Annotated in this window: 12 protein-coding genes; 7 read left to right on the plus strand and 5 right to left on the minus strand. The window is 73.6% G+C overall.

The genetic code is table 11. From position 1 onward, the window contains the following. Nucleotides 1–10: 10 nt before the first annotated feature. Entirely contained in the window at nucleotides 11–1783 is a 1773-nt protein-coding gene (locus QWU11_RS20225; protein WP_290115552.1) for a hypothetical protein, read from the plus strand. Nucleotides 1784–1786: 3 nt separating this feature from the next. Here QWU11_RS20225 and QWU11_RS20230 read toward each other — a convergent pair whose 3' ends face one another. Then, nucleotides 1787–5107, minus strand: a complete 3321-nt coding sequence (locus QWU11_RS20230; protein WP_290115553.1) for a hypothetical protein — start codon at nucleotides 5105–5107, stop codon at nucleotides 1787–1789. A 139-nt stretch (nucleotides 5108–5246) separates the two neighbouring features. Between QWU11_RS20230 and QWU11_RS20235 the strand changes: the two genes are divergently transcribed. After that, nucleotides 5247–5486 (plus strand): hypothetical protein, encoded by a 240-nt coding sequence (locus QWU11_RS20235; RefSeq protein ID WP_290115554.1) that lies wholly within the window; start codon nucleotides 5247–5249, stop codon nucleotides 5484–5486. A gap of 1 nt (nucleotide 5487) precedes the next feature. Here the strand turns inward: QWU11_RS20235 and QWU11_RS20240 are convergent, their stop codons facing one another. Then, complete coding sequence (locus QWU11_RS20240; protein WP_290115555.1) at nucleotides 5488–6441, minus strand: NADP-dependent oxidoreductase; 954 nt, start codon at nucleotides 6439–6441, stop codon at nucleotides 5488–5490. Nucleotides 6442–6490: 49 nt separating this feature from the next. On the opposite strand from QWU11_RS20240, the gene QWU11_RS20245 reads away from it, so the two are divergent. Then, nucleotides 6491–7153 (plus strand): TetR/AcrR family transcriptional regulator, encoded by a 663-nt coding sequence (locus tag QWU11_RS20245; RefSeq protein ID WP_290115556.1) that lies wholly within the window; start codon nucleotides 6491–6493, stop codon nucleotides 7151–7153. Here the strand turns inward: QWU11_RS20245 and QWU11_RS20250 are convergent. From QWU11_RS20250 to QWU11_RS20260, 3 genes are all read right to left on the minus strand, one after another. Beyond that, nucleotides 7135–8103 carry a DUF5954 family protein gene (locus QWU11_RS20250; RefSeq protein WP_290115557.1) on the minus strand — a complete coding sequence of 323 codons (969 nt, stop codon included), beginning with the start codon at nucleotides 8101–8103 and terminating at the stop codon, nucleotides 7135–7137. The genes QWU11_RS20245 and QWU11_RS20250 overlap by 19 nt on opposite strands. Nucleotides 8104–8193: 90 nt before the next feature. After that, a complete protein-coding gene (locus tag QWU11_RS20255) occupies nucleotides 8194–9723 on the minus strand; it encodes an alpha/beta hydrolase (protein WP_290115558.1) in 1530 nt (509 codons plus the stop codon). Nucleotides 9724–9840: 117 nt separating this feature from the next. Continuing rightward, the gene (locus QWU11_RS20260; protein WP_290115559.1) at nucleotides 9841–12612 is read right to left on the minus strand and encodes a LuxR family transcriptional regulator; all 2772 of its coding nucleotides are present in this window, start codon (nucleotides 12610–12612) and stop codon (nucleotides 9841–9843) included. A 446-nt stretch (nucleotides 12613–13058) separates the two neighbouring features. Between QWU11_RS20260 and QWU11_RS20265 the strand changes: the two genes are divergently transcribed. The 4 genes from QWU11_RS20265 to QWU11_RS20280 are packed head-to-tail and all read left to right on the plus strand — an operon-like array spanning nucleotide 13059 to nucleotide 17824. Beyond that, nucleotides 13059–13412 (plus strand): WXG100 family type VII secretion target, encoded by a 354-nt coding sequence (locus QWU11_RS20265; RefSeq protein ID WP_290115560.1) that lies wholly within the window; start codon nucleotides 13059–13061, stop codon nucleotides 13410–13412. A gap of 22 nt (nucleotides 13413–13434) precedes the next feature. Further along, nucleotides 13435–13749: a WXG100 family type VII secretion target gene (locus tag QWU11_RS20270; RefSeq protein WP_290115561.1), complete on the plus strand. Its 315-nt coding sequence runs from the start codon at nucleotides 13435–13437 to the stop codon at nucleotides 13747–13749. A 36-nt stretch (nucleotides 13750–13785) separates the two neighbouring features. Further along, complete coding sequence (eccD, locus tag QWU11_RS20275; protein WP_290115562.1) at nucleotides 13786–15126, plus strand: type VII secretion integral membrane protein EccD; 1341 nt, start codon at nucleotides 13786–13788, stop codon at nucleotides 15124–15126. Nucleotides 15127–15130: 4 nt separating this feature from the next. Further along, entirely contained in the window at nucleotides 15131–17824 is a 2694-nt protein-coding gene (locus QWU11_RS20280; protein ID WP_290115563.1) for a right-handed parallel beta-helix repeat-containing protein, read from the plus strand. Nucleotide 17825 lies beyond the last annotated feature (1 nt).

Below are 17825 nucleotides of genomic sequence, written 5' to 3' on the forward strand. Positions count from 1 at the left end.
GGCGGTCGGTGTGAGCGGAGCCCGTACGGTCCTGCCCGTCCCGATCGTACGGGCGAGCGTCGACCTGGGGCTCGGGTCGGGCATCGCGGCCGCCTACGGCATGTGGCGGCTCAGCTCGCCGGAGAGCAGGGCCTCGTGGCAGGCCCCGGCCGGGGTGGCGTTCATCGGGTCCGGGCTGACGGCGCTGATCATCGGCGCCGTCGGGGCGGTGCTGGTCCTGGCCGCGGCCGCCACCGCGGAAAAGAGCGTGTGGTGGCGGTCGGGGGCCGTCGTCGGCGTGATCGTCCTGCTGTTCGGGTTATTCGTCCCGGGGTCCTCGGCGATCGGCGCCCTCTTCGCGCGATATGTGCTGCCCGTCGTATCGGTGCTGCTGTTCGGCCTGTGGCTCTGCCTGCTGACGCGGTCGCGGGGGGAGATCGTCCGGTGGCCGCGCTACGCGGCCGACCTCCTCGTCGTCGGCGTGGTCGCGGCCGCGCTCGTCGTGGTCTTCCGGACCGAACGGCTCGCGGCGGCCGGCCTGCTGTTCCCGCCCGGCGTCGCGCCGGTCCTCCGGCTGTGGCGGGCGATGGGCCGTTCCACGCGCCTGACGGTACGCGCGGGAGCCGACGTCGTGTTCTCGGTCCTCTTGGGCACGGGTCTGCTGCTGCTGTTCGTCTGGGCGGCCGACCTGTTCCACCTGTCGCCACGCGAGGTGTCGGCGCTGCGCGGGGTCCTGGCGGCGGTGGGGTCGGCCTCCGGATTCCCGTGGTGGTCGTGGGCCGCGCTGTACGCGCTGCTGGCCGTGGCCGGTGTGGCGCTCGCCGTCTGGCCCGTACGGCCGGCCCGGCTCGGCCGGGTCGCGCACCGCCTGCGGGTCGTCCCGGTCGTGGGCGCGGCCCGCCGGCTGCTCACCGTCGCGCACCTCGCCCTGCTGATCGCCGTGCTCATCGGGCTGGCCGCACCCGCCGCGCTGCGCGCGACCATCGAGGGCCGGACACGGTCGGAGTACACGGTCGCCCTGCGGAACGAGCTGGAGGCGGCCGGCGAGCGGGCCGCGTACGAGCGGATCCACGACCTGCCCCCGCCACGGTCGAGCATCCGTCCACTGGCCGACATGCTCACCAAGATCCACACCGTCGGCCCGCCGCCGCGGGGCTCCGATGACGCCACGGAGACCGAACGACATCTCGCCGCGCGCCTCGGCGGCCTCCAGGCCCGTACGCAGTCGTTCGGCGACGCGCGGGGATGGCGGGCGAGCCGTCCGGCCGACCACATCCTGTTCGGCTTCAGCCGCGAGACCGGGCTGCGCCGGCGTCTGCGCGGGCTCGCCACGATGCGGCAGAACGCCGAGCGGGCCGGGCACCGCGCGAGCCGGGCCGGCGAACTGGCCGCGGTCGCGGTCGCGAACCTCCTGCAGGCACCGGACCTGGGTAGGACCGAGGTCGTCCAGCTCCTCACCGAGTACCTGGGCGGGCTCGTCGAGAACGGCCCGATCAAGGACTTCTTCACCTCCTGGGCCGAGCGGGCCGCCGGCGAGCCACCGGCCACCGAACGGCTGGTCGTACCCAACCCGCAGGGCCTGGAGCTGGCCGCGTCGCTCACCCTGAACGAAGAACGCAGGAAACAACTGCTGCCCATCACGTCCCCGCCGGAGGAATCGCCCATCGACGCGTCGGTGGACCTGGCCAACCAGGCGCGCTACCTCCAGGAGGGGACCGGCCCCTGCGCGGGCTGCCAGCGCCCCGTCCGCCCTCGCGACGACCCGCACGAGGTTCCCCCCGAACACCCGATCATCCGTCCCTGACCGTCAGTCCAGGTCGTCCCAGCCCCAGGGGGCGGCGGGAGTCCCGTCCCGCTCCCGCCCGAAACGGAACCGCTCCGGGTCCTCGACGACCTCGACGAAGTCGTAGAAGCGGCCCGCGGCGGGCAGGCGTTCGAGCAGCGCGGCGACCTGGTCGTTCGCCCCGGCCTTCGCGAGCCGGCGCAGCAGTCGCCGTACGCCGTCCGAGACGGGGTACGGGCGGTCATCCGGATCATCGTCGAACCGGTCGTCGAGATCGACGTGCGCGGCGGGGTCGCGGTCCAGGAGTACGGTGGCCGCCGCCCCCAGGCAGTCGAGGAGCTCGGCGACGGCACCGGAGTCGGTGAGCGGGAGGCTCGCGGCGGCCCGCCCGGCCAGTACGTCCGCCTGGTCATTCGCTCCGCCGCTCCACAGGAGCCGGAGGAGCCCGATGACCGGGCGAGGACTGTCGAGGGGGATGCGGGCGGCGGCCCGCCCGGCGAGCGCGGAGAACTGATCGCCTGCCCCGGCGGTCTCCAGCTCGGCCAGCAGGCGTGCCACGGCGCGGGGATCGGAGAACGTGACGTGGGCGGCGAGGTCGCGGTCCAGCAGCGCCGCCATCAGGCGCTCCTCCAACGTGCCTCTCCCTCGGAGCACCTCCAGCAGGTGTGCGACGGTGCCCGCGTCGGCCGAGGCGATGCGATCCAGCAGCACCGGAACCTGTTCACCCGCGCCCGGCACCCCCATCCGGCCCAGCAGATCGAGTTCGTGGAGCAGTTCGGACAGGTCGCGCCCGTCGCGGAGGCGGACGTGAGCGCCGGCCCGCCGGGCCAGGGCGGAGAGCTGAGCCTCCAGCGCGGCGGACAGCCCGGCCGGTGCCTTGACCTCCCGCAGGGCGAACAGCAGGCCGGCCACGTCGTAGGGCTTGTCGAGAGAGACGTGGGCGGCGGGGTCGCGGTCCAGCAGCGCCGTGAGCTGCTCATGCGCCTCCGCGGACCCCAGCTCGAACAGCAGCATCGTCACGCCGAACGCGTCGGCGGGCGGCGCGTCATGCGCGATCCGCGCAGCCGGATCGCGGCGCAGCAGCGCGGTGACCTGGTCGTCGGCTCCGGCCTGCCGCAGAGTCGCCAGAAGGTCCGCCACGGCCGCGAGGTCGCCGATGCCGGCGTGGGCCGCGGGGTCGCGGTCCAGCAGGGCACCGACCTGCTCGTGCGCCCCGGCTCTCCGTAGCTCGTTCAGCAGACGGACCACGGCCTTCGGGTCGTCGAGCGCGACGCGGGCGGCCGGATCGCGATCCAGCAGGGCGGCGACCTGGTCGTTCGCCCTGATCCTCGCCAGCTCGTACAGCAGGGTGGCCACCGCGTCCGGGTCGTCGAGGGCGACGTGGGCGGCGGGGCCGCGGTCCAGCAGGAGGCCGATCTCCTCCCGCCTTCCGGCCAGTTCCAGATCGCCCAGCAGCCTCGCCACGGCACGCGGATCGTCGAGAGGCAGGCGGATCGCGGCACGCTCGGCCACGACGCCGACCTGCTCGCGTGTGCCCGTCCCGTACTGCATCAGGAGAGTCAGGGCGGACACGTCGTGACGGGCGACGCGGTCCAGCAGTGTGGTGATGTGGTCCCGCCCGCCGATCTCCCACAGCTGCTTCAGCAGCCCGTCCAGGCCGAGCGAGACGTGGTCGAAGGGAAGGAAGGCGGCTCGCGCGGCGAATGCGGCGGCGTGCTCGTGCTCGCCGGCCTTCCGCAGCTGTTCGAGCAGCCTCGCCATCGCGACCGGCCAAGCCGAGGGATGCTCGGCGGCGGCATGGGCGGCGGCCCACAGAGCCGGGCGACGGTCGGCCGGGCGCAGTTCCCGCAGGTGCTCGACGAGAGACCCTGCGGCCCAGAGGTCCCCGTGGGCGGTGGCCTTCCTGTCGAGCCGGGCGGCGTCGCGGTACAGGCCGTACCTCCACGCGGCGCCGCCGAGCTCGCCCACGTCGTCGGGATGACCGTGGTCGGCGATCGCGGCCCAGAAGGAGGGCGGGGGGATCCGTTCCTTCCGGTGGGTACGGCCGTACTGGTCCAGGTAGTCGGTGAGGCGGTACCCGGCCACGCCGATGCCGCGCTCGGGCGGGACCGGCTCCAGCGCGCGGACCGCGCCCCTGAGGACGCGCGTGGCGTGGTCCCACGCACGCTCCATCGCCCGCCGCCACGCCTCGGCGGGCAGGGCCCGGTCGCGGTCGGCCAGGTAGCCCACGGCCGCGTCCTGCAGGAGTTCGCGGCCGAGCGGGTGGTCGTGGCCGAGCCGGACCGCGTCCATGGCCGCCGTGATCAGGGCATGCCCGTACGGGTCGGCGCCGGGCCCGTCGTACTGCGCGAGCAGCGCCGGAACGCCGGCGAGGTACTGCGCCACCTGCCCGGGAGACCCGGCGCGTTCGGCCGCCGCCATGGCCTCGTGCAGCAGCGGGTCGCCGTGGCGCCGGGCCCGGCCCAGGTCGTCGTAGGTGAACGCCTCGGGCACGTCGACGACCCCGCCCAGCGCCGGGTCCACGTCGATCCCGGTCAGCTCGGGCAGCGCGGTGAGCAGGGCGCGGGAGGCGCGGGCCGGGTCGGGGGCGCCCGGGCCGGAGTCCGGGTCGACGGTGTAGGCGGCCCAGTACTCCGGCCACACGCTGGTGATGACCACCTGGCGATCGCGGCCGGGCAGCAGCCCGGCCAGCTTCGCCAGCACCGCCTGCCCGCCGGAGTCGTCGGCGTAGTGCCGCAACTCGTTCAGCCACAGCACCGACCGGGCCGGTATCCCCTCGCCGAGCAGCGCGTCCAGGGCGGCGGCGGTCGGCGGGTAGAACACGGGTACGCGCGGCAGCCGCGCCCGTACCGCCTCATAGGCCGCGCGGGACTTGCCGGTCGAGGAGCCCCCGCGCAGCACGACCAGCCGGTTGGCCGCGACCTGCGGGTCCAGCACCGCGTACAGGAGATGGTCGTGCGCCCGGCGCGTGTACGCCGGGAGCGGTCCGCCCCTGACCACCTGGTGCACGCCGAGGCGCAGCGGCCCCCACTGCTCGATCGTCCGCGCGACCGGCCGCTCCGCCTCACCGTCACGGGTCTGCTTGGCCTCGGCCAGCAGCTCCAGCCATCCGTCCACGTCGCCCGGCGCGTCGCCCAGGTCGTCGCCGGCGCGTTCGAGGCACAGCTCCACCACCCGTACGAGAGGGCCGGTCTCGTTGGGCAGGTGCTCGCCGTTCTTCCAGTCGTAGAGCACGCTGCGGGCCACCAGGCCGGGCAGCGCCCGCCTTACGCCGTCGGGGTTCGTGCCGGCCGCGCGCAGCAGCGCGGTGAACGCCTTCCCGAAATCGCCGGGACCTCGCGCCACCCCGCCCCCTTCGCCGTCCGAACCCTCCCGATCCTTTCGTCTTCGGACACCACACGCGGCCGGCTGGCCAGAACCGGTACAAGTCCGATCTTGTCCGGCCCCGTACCGGACAGCGTTTCTCCTACGGCACCGTGCGGGCATGGCGCTCGAACCTCGTTACCACCGGACGGCCTGGACCACGGTCGGCCTGATGCACACCGGCATGTGGCTGACCGCCCCGACTCTGGCCGTAGTGATCACGCTGCTGGAGGCCGTCCTGACGGTCACCGTCGTCGTCACCGCGTTGTACGCCCCGCCCCGAGCCAGCACCCGCGCCTTCCGCCTGCTCCCCTGGACGGCGCCCGGCCGGTCCCGAGACCGCAGGGAGACACACCGGTAGATCAGTGCACCAGGACGATCTTTCCTCGGGCGTGGCGGGTCTCGCTCAGTTCGTGTGCGGCCGCGGCCTCGGCCAGGGGGAACGCCGCCGCGACCGGTATCCGCAGCCGTCCCTCGGCGGCCAGAGTGACCGCGGTCGCCAGGCCGTGCAGCGCCAGCGGATCGGCGGAGGCACCCACGGCCGCGCCCGTCTCGTCGGCCGGTGCTCCGTGCGACAGGTGCACGCCGAGGGCCGCCGCGGTGAGGTCGGGGGCGATCGTGACCACGCGCGCCGGGTCGCCGGCGAGGGCGACGAGGTCCGGCAGCGCGCCACCGGCGCAGTCGAACACCGCGTCCACGCCGGCCGGTGCCAGCGCGCGCACCCGTTCGGCCAGTCCGGGCCCGTATGTCGTCGGCTCCGCGCCGAGAGAACGCAGGAAGTCGTGGTTGCGCTCGCTCGCCGTGCCGATGACGGTGGCGCCGCGGGCGACCGCGAACTGGACCGCGATCGTGCCCGCCCCACCGGCCGCGCCCTGGAGGAGCACGGTCTGCCCGGCGCCGACCTTGAGCCGGTCGAGGACCCGGGTGGCCGTCTCGACGCCACCCGCGGCACCGCCGGCCTCCTCCCAGCTCCACGCGGCCGGCTTGGGCGCCCAGGCGGACAGGACCGCGAAGTCGGCGTTGGCGCCGCGCGCGTACATGTCGGTCATGCCGAACACCTCGTCACCCACGCCCACACCCGTGACGCCGTCGCCGACCTCGTCCACCACGCCCGCGGCGTCGAACCCGGTCCGGTACGGGAACGCGACGGGCACCACGTCCCGCATCCTCCCCGAGCGGATGTAGGTCTCGCCGGGCGACAGCCCGGAGGCGCGTACGGCGACGCGGATCCGGCCTGGGCCGGCGTGCGGGGCCTCGACCTCGGCGACGTGCAGGACGCCGGGCGGGCCGTACTCGGTGAACTCGATCGCTCTCATGCGCCGGACCGTAACGGAACACCCCGTCCGTTTGGTTAAAGTGAGAGTGGTGACGGCCGAAGTGGGAGCGAAGCTGCGTTCGGACGCCCGCGACAACCGCGGGCGCATCCTGGAGGTCGCCCGCGCGGCCTTCGCCGCCGAGGGTCTCGACGTGCCGATCCGGGAGATCGCGCGGCGCGCGGAGCTCGGCGTCGCGACCGTCTACCGCCACTTCCCGACCAAGGAAGCGCTGCTGGCCGACGCCTTCGCGGAGCAGATGGTCTCGTGCTCGGTGATCGTGGAGGAGGGACTGGCGGCGAGCGACCCGTGGCGCGGATTCCGGCTGGTGATCGAGAAGCTCATGGAGGTGCACGCCCTCGACAGGGGCTTCGCCCGCGCGTTCACCTCGCACCGTCCCCAGGTGGCCGCCTTCGCTGCGGAACGCGACCGTACGTTGCGCCTGCTGCTCGAACTCGTGCGACGCGCGAAGGTGACCGGCTCCCTGCGGAGAGACTTCGTGCTGGAGGACATCAGCCTGGTACTGATGGCGAACGAGGGCATCCGCGCCGAGTCGCCCGAGATGAGAGTGGCGGCGTCGCGCCGCTTCGCCGCCCTGCTGATCCAGTCGTTCGAGGCGAACCCCGTCCCGGCGCCGCTTCCGCCGGCCGTCCGGCTGCCGCTCTCCCGCGCGGAGCTCCGTGCGGCGGAGGACGGCTACGAGGGCCCCGGATAGCCGCAGATGTCCTGGTCGCACGGGCGCTGGCTCTCCGGTCCGTCCCGGCCGAGGCGCAGCATCCGGGAGAAGCGGACGATGCCGTACTTGTGCCCCAGCACCTCGAAGTCCGGCCCGGGGGAGGCCGTGACCTGCTCGGCGGCCCTGTTCCATTCGGCGAGTTCGGCGGCCGTGGCCGGGTCGTCCGCGAATTCGCGCATCCGAGGCAGGTACTCGGTGAAGTGAAACGCCAGATTGGCCTTGGCCTTACGAGGACCGTCCGCGCCCGTGATCGAGCGGAAGGACTCGCCGTCGAACTGCACCACCTCGAAGGTGGGCGGGAGCAGGGTCACTCCCGGGTGAGTGCGGACCGCGTGTTCGGCCTGCGTCACCGCCGCCTGCGGCACGGGCCGGTAGAACGGCGGGATCCAGCCGGCGAGGTTCAGCCGCATCTGCGTCTCCCACTGCCCCGCCGGCGCGAGCGGGTCGATGGGGTGGTCGCGCAGGAGAGCGGCGTCGAAGGAGGGCGGATCGGTGTCGGTGGGCCGGGGTGGTTCCATGACGCGGTCGCCGATGAGGACGAACTTCTCGACGCGGATGACCCGGTAGCGGTGGTCTCCGATCTCCCACTCGTCCTTGGTGAGCTGCTCGCCCTCTTCGGGGTCGAGGCGGGCGGCCGCCGCCACCAGCGCGCGCTGGAGCTCCGGCTCGGCGTCGTGGCCGCGCGCCTTTGTGCGTAAGTGACTGGCCAGGCTGATCCGGGTCGACCGGGGATCGCCTCGCCCCGCGACGCCGATCTTCCACGTGGACCCGGTCTGGATCGCGAACCCGAAGTCGGGCGTGCCGCCGGTGATGATCCGGGGATAGGCCCGCATCCGGTCGCCGAGATCCTTGTCCCGCAGTGCCGCGACCGGGTCCAGCTCGGCCGACAGATTGATGCGGTCGTACCCGCGCATCAAAGGAAAACCCATGCGGCCCATTCTGTCCGTGGTCGTACGGTTACACAGTGAAATCGCGGTGACTCGTCCAGGTCCGCGACGGGCCTGGACGAGTCTCGACGATCAGCGGCAGTGGACGTCCTGGCGCGGCATCGTCCCGTCGAGCAGGAAGGCGTCCGCCGCCTTGGTGGCGCACGCCTGCGGGCCCTGCATGCCGTAGACGCCGTGGCCGCCCGCGTCGACCGTGACGAGCGCCGACCGCGCGCCGAGGGCCTTGTGCATGCCCCGGCCCGAGTCCAGCGCGGTCGACGGGTCGCGCTCGTTCTGCAGGATCAAGATGTCGCGCGGGCCGTGGCCGGAGATCGTCACGGCGGGCTCGACGGGCGCGGTGGGCCAGAAGGCACAGGGCCAGATGTTCGCCGGGGCGCCGGCCGACAGCGGGAACGACGCGCGGTCCTCGGCCACATTGTGGGCGTATTCGCGCACGTCGCGCGGCCAGCGGACGTCGTCGCAGGCGATCGCGTACGCCGCCGCGACGGCGTTGTCCGCCGGGACGCCCGGCGAGGTACCGCCACTCGGATCGACCATGGCGAGGGTCTGCTGGAGCGCGCCCGCCTCCTCGGCCCTGGCGTGGCCTGCGGCCAGGTCGGCCACGGCGTGCCACGTCTGAGCCAGCTGCGGAAACGCCGCGTCCTGGCTGAGCAGGGCGGTGGTCAGGTAGCGGAACAGGTTGCCGGACAGCACGGTCGAGGTACCCGGGATGGTCGCGGGCCGGGCGTCGAGGCGTGCCGCCAGCGCGAGGTAGGACGTGGTGACGGCCTTGGGCGTGGATCCGAAACCGACCTCGCCGTCGCGGTCCGCGGCGTACCGCGCGGCGTCCGGGAAACGGATCGCGATGCCCTTGCTCTGCAGCCGGAACTCGCCGTACCAGACTCGTGCGGGATCGACGGCGCTGTCGAGCACCATCCGGTCGGTACGCCGCGGGAACAGCGAGGCGTACGCCGCGCCGAGGTACGTGCCGTAGGAACCGCCCCAGTACGAGATCCGCCGCTCGCCGAGCGCCTGCCGGATCCGGTCCATGTCGCGCGCCGTGTTGGCGGTCGTGATGAACGGCAGCACGTCACCGGAGGCGGCGGTGCAGCGGGCCGCGGCACTTCGCGCGAACGCGACGTCGCCCTCGATCGAACCGTCGGCCGCCGGGTACGGGTAGGGAGGCATGATCTCCGAGGCCGAGAGACCGCAGGTCACCGGGTTGCTCCGGCCGACACCGCGCGGGTCGACGCCGATCCTGTCGTACGCGGCGAGCACGGGTTCGCTCGCGAGACCGCCGAAGGCGCTCGGGGTGTTCAGCCCCTCGCCGCCCGGGCCGCCGGGGTTGAGCAGCATGACGCCGCGCCGCTTCGCCGGATCGGCCGCCGGGATACGCGACACGGCGAGCGTGATCTGCCGTCCGCCGGGATGCCGGTAGTCCAGCGGGACACTGAGCGTGCCACAGGTCTGCCGCGGATCGACCTGGGTACCGGCCGGCGGCGCGGGACAGGCGCCCCAGACGATCGCCCGCGTTCGGTCGGCCGCCGTCGCCATGTGGGGCAGCGCGCTCACCAGTCCGGCGCTCGCGGCGACCGCCGCGGCCGACCACAGCAGCTTCTTCATCGTTTCTCCTCGGTAGACCCGGTGCGTGGGAGAAACGCTAGAAAGAGCAGGCCCCGGGCACGATGAGGTACCCGGGAGGATTCAGGGTGTCACTGGCACCACCCCATCGGCGGGGGCTCAGTCCGGGCGGGTCGCCGGGTGGAAGTCCTCCGGGCGGTGGGGGCGCAGGTCGCGGAGTTGCCGGCGGGAGGTCAGTCCCAGCTTCTGGAAAATGTTGCGCAGGTGCGCGTCGACCGTACGCGGGCTCAGGAACAGCTGGGCGGCCGCCTCCTTCGACGTGGCCCCGTCCGCGACGAGCAGCGCGATCTGGCGTTCCTGCGCGGTGAGCAGGTCGAGTGGGGTCGACGCGGGCTTGCGGGCGCGTTCGCCGCAGGCCGACAGCTCTCGCGCCGCCCGGGCCGCGAACGCCTCGGCGCCGATCGCGGTCAGCTGCTCGTGGGCCGTGCGGAGATGGGTCCGTGCGTCGGCGCGCCGGGCCTCCCGGCGCAGCCATTCACCGTAGATGAGGTGCGCGCGGGCGACCTGGGCCACGGCCCGGGTGCGCTGCAGCCGGTCGATCGCCTCCCGGTAGAGGTCCTCGGTTCCGGGGCCTTCGCTCAGCAGGGCGCGGGAGCGCAGCTGGACGCCCAGGGCCCAGTCCGTGCCGCACGCCTCGGTCCGTTCGATGAGCTTTTCCAGCACCGGTTCGGCAAGCTCCGGCCGGCCGCTGCGGGCGGCCGCCTCCACCAGCTCCGGCGAGAGGACGGAGGAGGTGCCCGGTTCGTCGTGGTCGTACGCGGTACGGGCGGCGCGCAGGGCGACGTCGTAGCGGCCGGTGCCGTTGTGCAGGACGGCGTTCGCGTAGTCGACCATCGACAGCACCCGGCCGTGGTCGCGGTCGCGCGCCGTACGGGTGCTCATGGCGGTCAGCTCGGAGAGGCGTTCGGGCTCGCCGCGCCACGCGGCGAGCAGCGTGCCGGCCCACGCCGCGGGGCTTCCGAGGATCGCGGACGCGTCGTCGATCAGCATCTCCGCCTCGGCGAACTCACCGGTGTGGATCCGCGCGAGCGCGAGGTAGCACAGGGCGCTCGGCAGCGCGTCGAGCGCGCCCGACCGGCGGGCGCACCGCACGTGCCGCTGGGCGAGCGTGAGCCACCCGTCCTCGTCCCACGCGTCGGTCGCCGCGCCGCTGACGAGCCAGAGGCTCTGGCCGTCGTACTCGTCGTCGGTGCCGTCCAGGAAGGCGCGGATCGCCGTACGGATCAGCGGCACCGCCGCCGTGTGGCCGTCCGTGACCTGCGCGGTGAGCGCGTCCAGCAGCAGGTCGACGGGGCGCACCGGGGACACGGTCAGAGCGGCGCGTACGGTGCGGGCGGTCTCGGCGAGGAGTCCGCGGTCGCCGCACCGGCCGGCCCGCGCGGCCGCCGCGAACGCCTCGAGGTAGGTCGTGAGGGCGCGCGGCCGATCGTGCGGTTCGAGCCCCTTCGCCGCGGCGAGCAGCACCGACGGGGCCGCGCTGCCCGCCCCGGTACGCGCGGCGATCTGGGCGGACACCAGCTCGGCCAGCGCGCGCTGCCGCGCGTCCAGCGGACCCGCACGAGCGGTGGCCAGCAGGCCGGTCGCCGCCTCCGGCGCGCCCGCCCGATGCTTGAACTCCGCCGCCGCCAGGGCGCGTGCCGCCCGGCGCGCGGGGTCGGGGGTCAGGGCCGTGGCCCGTTCGAGAAAGACGGCGGCGGCGGCCATGCCGCCGCGCGCGCACACCCGGTCCGCCGAGCGTTCGAGCTCCTCCGCGACGGCCTCGTCCGGGACGAACACCGACTGGGCGCGATGCCAGGCGCGGCGGTCCGGGTCGACCTGCGGGTCGGTCACCTCCGCCAGCGCGCGGTGTACGGCGCGGCGCTCCTCCCGGGACGCGGCCTGGTAGACGGCGGACCGTACGAGCGGATGACGGAAGCGCACCCGGACGCCGAGGTCCAGCAGGCCCGCGGCCTCCGCCGGCGCCGCCGCCTCGGCCCCGATGCCGAGGCGCTCGGCCGCGCGCCACAGCAGCACCGGCTCGCCGAGTGGTTCGGCCGCCGCGACCAGGACCAGCCGCTGGGTCTGCGACGGAAGGCCGGCCAGCCGCTCGCGATAACCGGCCTCGATGCGTTCGGGCACCGGCGGCGAGTCCGGCAGGCCGAACCCGCCGGCGAGATCGGCCGGTCCGACGCGCCTCGGCAGTTCGAGCAGTGCCAGCGGGTTGCCGCGAGCCTCGGCGATGATCTGGTCACGGATCCGCTCGTCGAGGGGGGCACGGAACCGGGAGGACAGCAGCGCGAGCGCGTCCTCGTTGCGGAGGCCGGCGAGCGATTGTGCGGGCAGCCCGTCGAAGAGCCCGGGCTCGGCGGGCTCACGCAGCGCGAACAGGAACGCCACCGGCTCGCCCTCGACACGGCGCGCGACGAAGGCGAGGATCTGGGCCGAGGCGTCGTCCAGCCACTGCGCGTCGTCGACGACGCAGACGACCGGCCGCTGCCGGGCCGACCTGGTGAGCAGCCCGAGGACGGCGAGCCCCACGCGGAACCGGTCCGGCACCGTCCCCTCGCGTTGGGCGAAGACGACCTCGAGAGCGGCCCGCTGCGGATCCGGCAGCGACCGGAGGTCGCCCAGCATCGGCTCGCACAGCTCGTGCAGGGCCGTGAACGGGAGGCGGCTCTCGAACTCCTTGCCGATGGCGCGCCGTCGTTGCAGGTCCGGGACCCGGTCCAGCGCGTGCTCCAGCAGGTGGGTCTTGCCGATGCCGGCCTCACCGCGGACGACGATCGTTCCGCCCTGGCCGGTCAAGGTGGCGCGCAGCAGGTGCTCGACCGTCGCGAGATCGGCGGTCCTCAACAGGTGCTCGCGCCGGACCGGTGACGGACTGTCGGCCATGATCACCGCTCCCGGCGCCCTGTGCGGAGTGTCGATCATCGTACCGTGATCAACTGGTCGTCTCCAAACATGAAAGCGCGTGACTCGGGTGCGATGCCCACATGAACCAACATCATGCGAAGACGTCGAAATGGGAAAGATAGGTAATTCTCGCCGATACGGGCGGGGACAGAGGGACGTGAAACTCGGGCAGTGGGTGTGACCCGCCTCGTCAAAGCTTGCATTGACCAGGTGTCGGAAGGGCGGCAGTCGCCATCTTCCGGCGAACGCGGGTCATCCCGGCAGGTACGGCACCTGGCCCGGTCGCCGTCCTCGGTGGCGACTCGTGCGGAGTCGGCGGCCGATCGGCGGACCGCGAGACGCGACGCGTGTGGAGTGCCCGGCGTGACCGAGCGGCCGACCGCAGGCCGGCTCTGAGGACTGAACTTCTGAGAGAGGCGGCCGTCATGGCGAACGATCCGACCGTGACCGCGGGCGGCGTGACCTACCGGGTGACGCCTGAGTACCTGGCGGGCGCGGCGAGCGACACGACGAACACCGCGACCGAGATCGCGGACCAGCTGGCCGCGCTCAAGACGTACGTCACCAGCCTCGAGGCGAGCTGGCAGGGCGTGGCGCACAACCGCTTCGTGGCGCTGATGGCCGAGTACGACATTCTCGCCCGCATGCTGAACGACGCGCTGACGGGCATCGCCGGCGGACTGCACGGAAACTACGTCAACTACAAGCAGTCCGAAGAACAGAACCTCAGCAACCTCGCCAAGATCGAGGCGGGCATGCCGAGCGCCAACCTGACCTGAACCGCGACGTACGGGAGACACCATGGCTGACATCGACGGCACCCCGATCTACGTCGGCGAGGGGCTGGGCGCGGCCGGCGGCCGGATCAACGCGCAGGCCGGGGAGATCGCGGGCGAGCTGGAGACGCTGAAGGCCAAGCTCGCGCCGCTGCAGGAGGCGTGGACGCTGAGCCAGGCGGCCACCTACTACCAGGACATGCAGACCGAGTGGGACGTCGCCGCCGAGGGCCTGTTCGGGCCCGGCGGTGTGCTCGCCGAGATCGCCCAGGCGATGAACGTCAACTGGGGTAACTACTCCGACGCCGAGTGGTCGAACGTCTCCACCTGGAAGCACTGAGAATGGGCGTGCGCCCGAGGAAGCGAGGCCCCGCCGGTGTCCGATGAGCGGTGCCGGATCACGGTCGTGGGCGAGCGCGGGCGAGTCGATCTCGCCGTGCCCGCACGGGCCCCGATCGCCGAATACGTCCCCATGCTGGCCGGCATGTGCGGTCAGGCCGACTCCGACGCGATGCCCGCGGCATGGTCGCTGGCGCCCGCCGGCGGGCGGCCGTTCGAGCCCGAGACCTCACTCGAAGCCGTAGGCGTGCTCGACGGCGACACGCTGTACCTCCGTGACGTTCTCGAAGGTGGGTTCGACGGGCCGGTCGTCGCCGACGTCGACGAGCGGGTCGCCGAGATCGACGACGACGGAGTCACGTGGAACGCGCGTGCACGCGCGCGTACGACGCTCGGTCTCGGGCTGCTCATCGTCCTGGTCGGGGCCGTGGCCCTGAGCACCGGCGCGGACGGCGCCGCGGGGCCGGGCCCGCTGCTGTTCGCCACCGGCCTCGTCTTCGCGGTGGTCGCCTGGGTCGCGGGCGCCCAGAGCTGGCCGGTACCCGCGGTGCTGCGCCTGGCGCTGGCCATCGCGACCTGCCCGATCCTGGGTCTCGCGGCGCTTGCGCTGCCGCTGTCCGGTGTCACCGCCCAGCTCGTCGCGGTCTCGATCACCGCCTCGATCGGCGCGTTCGCCGCGTACCTCGCCGCCCCGGCCATCGCGACGATGGTGCTCCAGATCGCCTGCGGTCTCGCGATGGTGCTCGTCGTGCCGCTCGCCGCGCTGCGGGCCGACCCGGTCGAGGCGTCGGCGGTCGTCGGCGTGGTCCTCTTTCTGATCCTCACCGTACTGCCGAGGACCGCGGCGCAGGTCGCCGCCCTGCCGCCGGGCCCCGTCGAGGCGGATGACGTCGAGGCGGCGGTGGTGCGCGTCCGGCGCCTGCTGGGCTTCCTCACGGCCGTGTGCTGCGTCGTACTCGGGGCCTGCCTCGTGGTGCTGAGCACCTCGCGCGACTGGTTCGCGCTCGGCCTCGCGCTGTGCCTGAGCCTGGCCCTGCTGTGCCGCGCGGGCGCGTGGCGGCCGCGGACCGTCGTCGGAGCGCTCCTGCTGACCGGCGCCGCCGGCCTCGTGGCACTGGCACTCCGGGCACCCGGGCTGATCGAGGCCGTGGACGTGCCCGGCTGGGCCGGCCCGCTCGCGGTGCTCGTAGCCGGTGCCATCGTGGTCTGGAGCGGGCTGGTCATGTGTTTCCGCAGCTCTCTGCAGCAGGCCGACTTCGACGAGCGGTGGAGCTGGCCGGGTGGGGTCGCCACCTTCCTGAGCGCGGTCAGCGTGCCGCTGGCCGCGGGCGTCTTCGGAGTGTTCGGCGACCTGATGCGGGCCGGCGGAAAGCTGTGACGCCGTGCTGACCAAGAAGTCCCACCGCGAGCGCGTCGCGCCCGGGAGCTGGGGCGCGCACGCCACCATCGGCGACGCCGTACGGGCCGCCGGGCCCGGTGCCGTCGTGTCGGTGCAGCCCGGGGTCTACCGGGAGTCCCTGGTGATCGACCGGGACGTCACGATCGTGGCGGAGAAGGGCGCGGGCACGGTGCGCGTCGTCCCGGTACGCGGCCCGGCGCTGACCGTGCACGGCGGCGAGGCGACCGTACGGGAGCTCACCTTCGAGGCCGCCGAGCCGGCCGAGCCGGCCGTGCTCATCCGCGCGGGAAGCCCGGCGCTGCGGGACTGTGAGATCACGGACGGCGGCGTCGAGGTCACCGGTGACGCGGTCGCGGTCCTGGCGAACTGCTCGGTCACCGGCGCCCAGCGCGCGGCCTTCCGCCTGACGGGCACCAGCCGTACGGTGCTGAACGACTGCACGGCACGGTCCGCCGGCGAGGACGGGATCGTCGCGGACGACGAGGCGCGCGCCGAGTGCACCGGGACCGTCGTCCACGGCGCCGGCGCCCGTGGCGTCCACATCTCCGGCGCGGCGCGCGGGCGGTTCACGCGGTGCGAGATGCGCGACACCCGGGCCGCGGCCGTGCACGCCGAGGGCGGGTCCGGACTGGTGCTCACCGAGTGCCGCCTGCACGACGCCGGCGCCCAGGGCGTACGGCTCGGCGGCGGCGCCGGCCGCCGTACGGCCGAAGACCGCGAACGCCGTCGCGACGCCGCCTCCGCCGAGGAGCCCGAGACATCACGGTCGCACGCGATCCTGCTCGCCCGCTGCGAGATCTTCGACACCGGCGCGGCCGGCGTCCTCGCGGAGGAGCAGGCGGCCGCCGTCCTGGACGGATGCCACATCCACGACACCGGCCGCGCGGCGATCATCGCCGCCGGGTCGAGCGCGCTGGAGCTGGAGGGCGTGCGGGCCGTCGACATCGCCGACAGCGGCCTGGCCGTCTCCGGTACGGCCTCGGTGCGCGCGCGTGAGACCACGTTCGCCCGCGTCGCCGGGAACGGCGTGTACGTGGCGGGCGACGCGGAGATCGCGCTGACCGCCTGCGAGGTGCGGGACACCGTCTACACCGCGGTCCACCTGGCCGGGGGAGCCCGCCTGACGCTGACCGGCTGCCGCGTACACGACACGCCGGAGCACGGCGTCCGGGTGTGCGACCAGGCGGAGCTGACCGCGCGGGACACCCACGTGAACGACACCGCGATGACCGGGGTGTTCGTGGACGGCGGGGACGCGACCCTGCACGGCTGCCGGATCGCCCGCGCGCGGTGCGGGGTGGCGCTGCGCACGACGCACCGGCCGCTGCTGGCCGACTGTGAGATCTCCGACGTGAGCGGCGTCGGCCTGGAGGCCGGCCCGGACACCGGTGGTCTCGTCGAGAGCTGCCGCATCCGGCGTACCGGCTCGACCGGGATCTTCCTCGACACCGGCAGCACCGTACGCGTCGACGAGTGCGAGGTCAGCGAGGTCGAGGGCAGCGCGCTGTCCGTGGGCGCCGGGGCGCGGCCGCGCGTCCGCGGGCTGAGCGTGGACAAGGCGGGGCGCAACGGAGTGTTCGTCGCCGGCCGGGCGAAAGGCCTGTTCGAGGACTGCCGGATCTCCGGCTCCGGATTCCCTGGCATCTACGTCGAGGCGGAGGCCGCCCCGGTCCTGCGCCGCTGCGTCGTCTCCGGCACCGACCACGACGTCGTCGTCTGCGACGGCGCCGAGCCGGTCATCGAGGACTGCCGCTCGGAGGGCGTGCGCGAGAGCGTCCTCCCGGCCGAGGGCAAGGCCGCCGCGGCCTCCCGCGGCGCCGTACGCGGCCCGCGCGACGACGGCGCCGAGACGGTCGAGGACCGGCTCGCGGAACTGCGTGCCGAGCTCGACCGGCTGGTGGGCCTGGACAGCGTCAAACGCGACGTCGTCGGCCTGACGAAGCTGATGCGGATGGTGAAGGCCCGCGAGGAGGCGGGACTCGCGCCCCCGCCGCTGAACCGGCATCTGGTGTTCGCCGGCAATCCGGGCACCGGCAAGACCACCGTCGCCCGGCTCTACGGCGGCTTCCTGCACACGCTCGGCCTGCTGGAGCGCGGCCACCTCGTCGAGGCCGACCGGGGTGACCTGGTCGGGGAGTACGTCGGCCACACGGCGCCCAAGACCCAGGCGGTGTTCCGCCGCGCGCTCGGCGGCGTGCTGTTCATCGACGAGGCGTACGCCCTGGTGCCGCACGGCCAGAGCAACGACTTCGGCCAGGAGGCCATCTCCACGCTGATGAAGCTGATGGAGGACCACCGCGACGAGGTCGTGGTGATCGTCGCCGGCTATCCGGTCGAGATGCGGCGTTTCCTGGACTCCAACGCGGGGCTCGCTTCAAGGTTCAGCCGCACGCTGACCTTCGACGACTACGCGACCGAGGAGCTCGTGCGGATCGTGCGGCACCTCGGTGACCGGCACCAGTACGAGTGCCCTCCCGAGACCGTCGAGGAGCTGCGCCGGTTCTTCGACGAGCTGCCGAAGGGGGAGCGGTTCGGGAACGGCCGCACCGCCCGGCAGGTGTTCCAGCTGATGACCGAACGGCACGCGCAGCGGATCGCCGACCAGCTCGCGACGGCGGGCCCCGGCGATCTGACCGATCTTCTGCCTGGAGACCTGCCGTCGCCGGAGGCCATATGAG

It is taken from the genome of Actinomadura sp. DC4, from assembly GCF_030406325.1.
Lineage (GTDB): Bacteria > Actinomycetota > Actinomycetes > Streptosporangiales > Streptosporangiaceae > Actinoallomurus.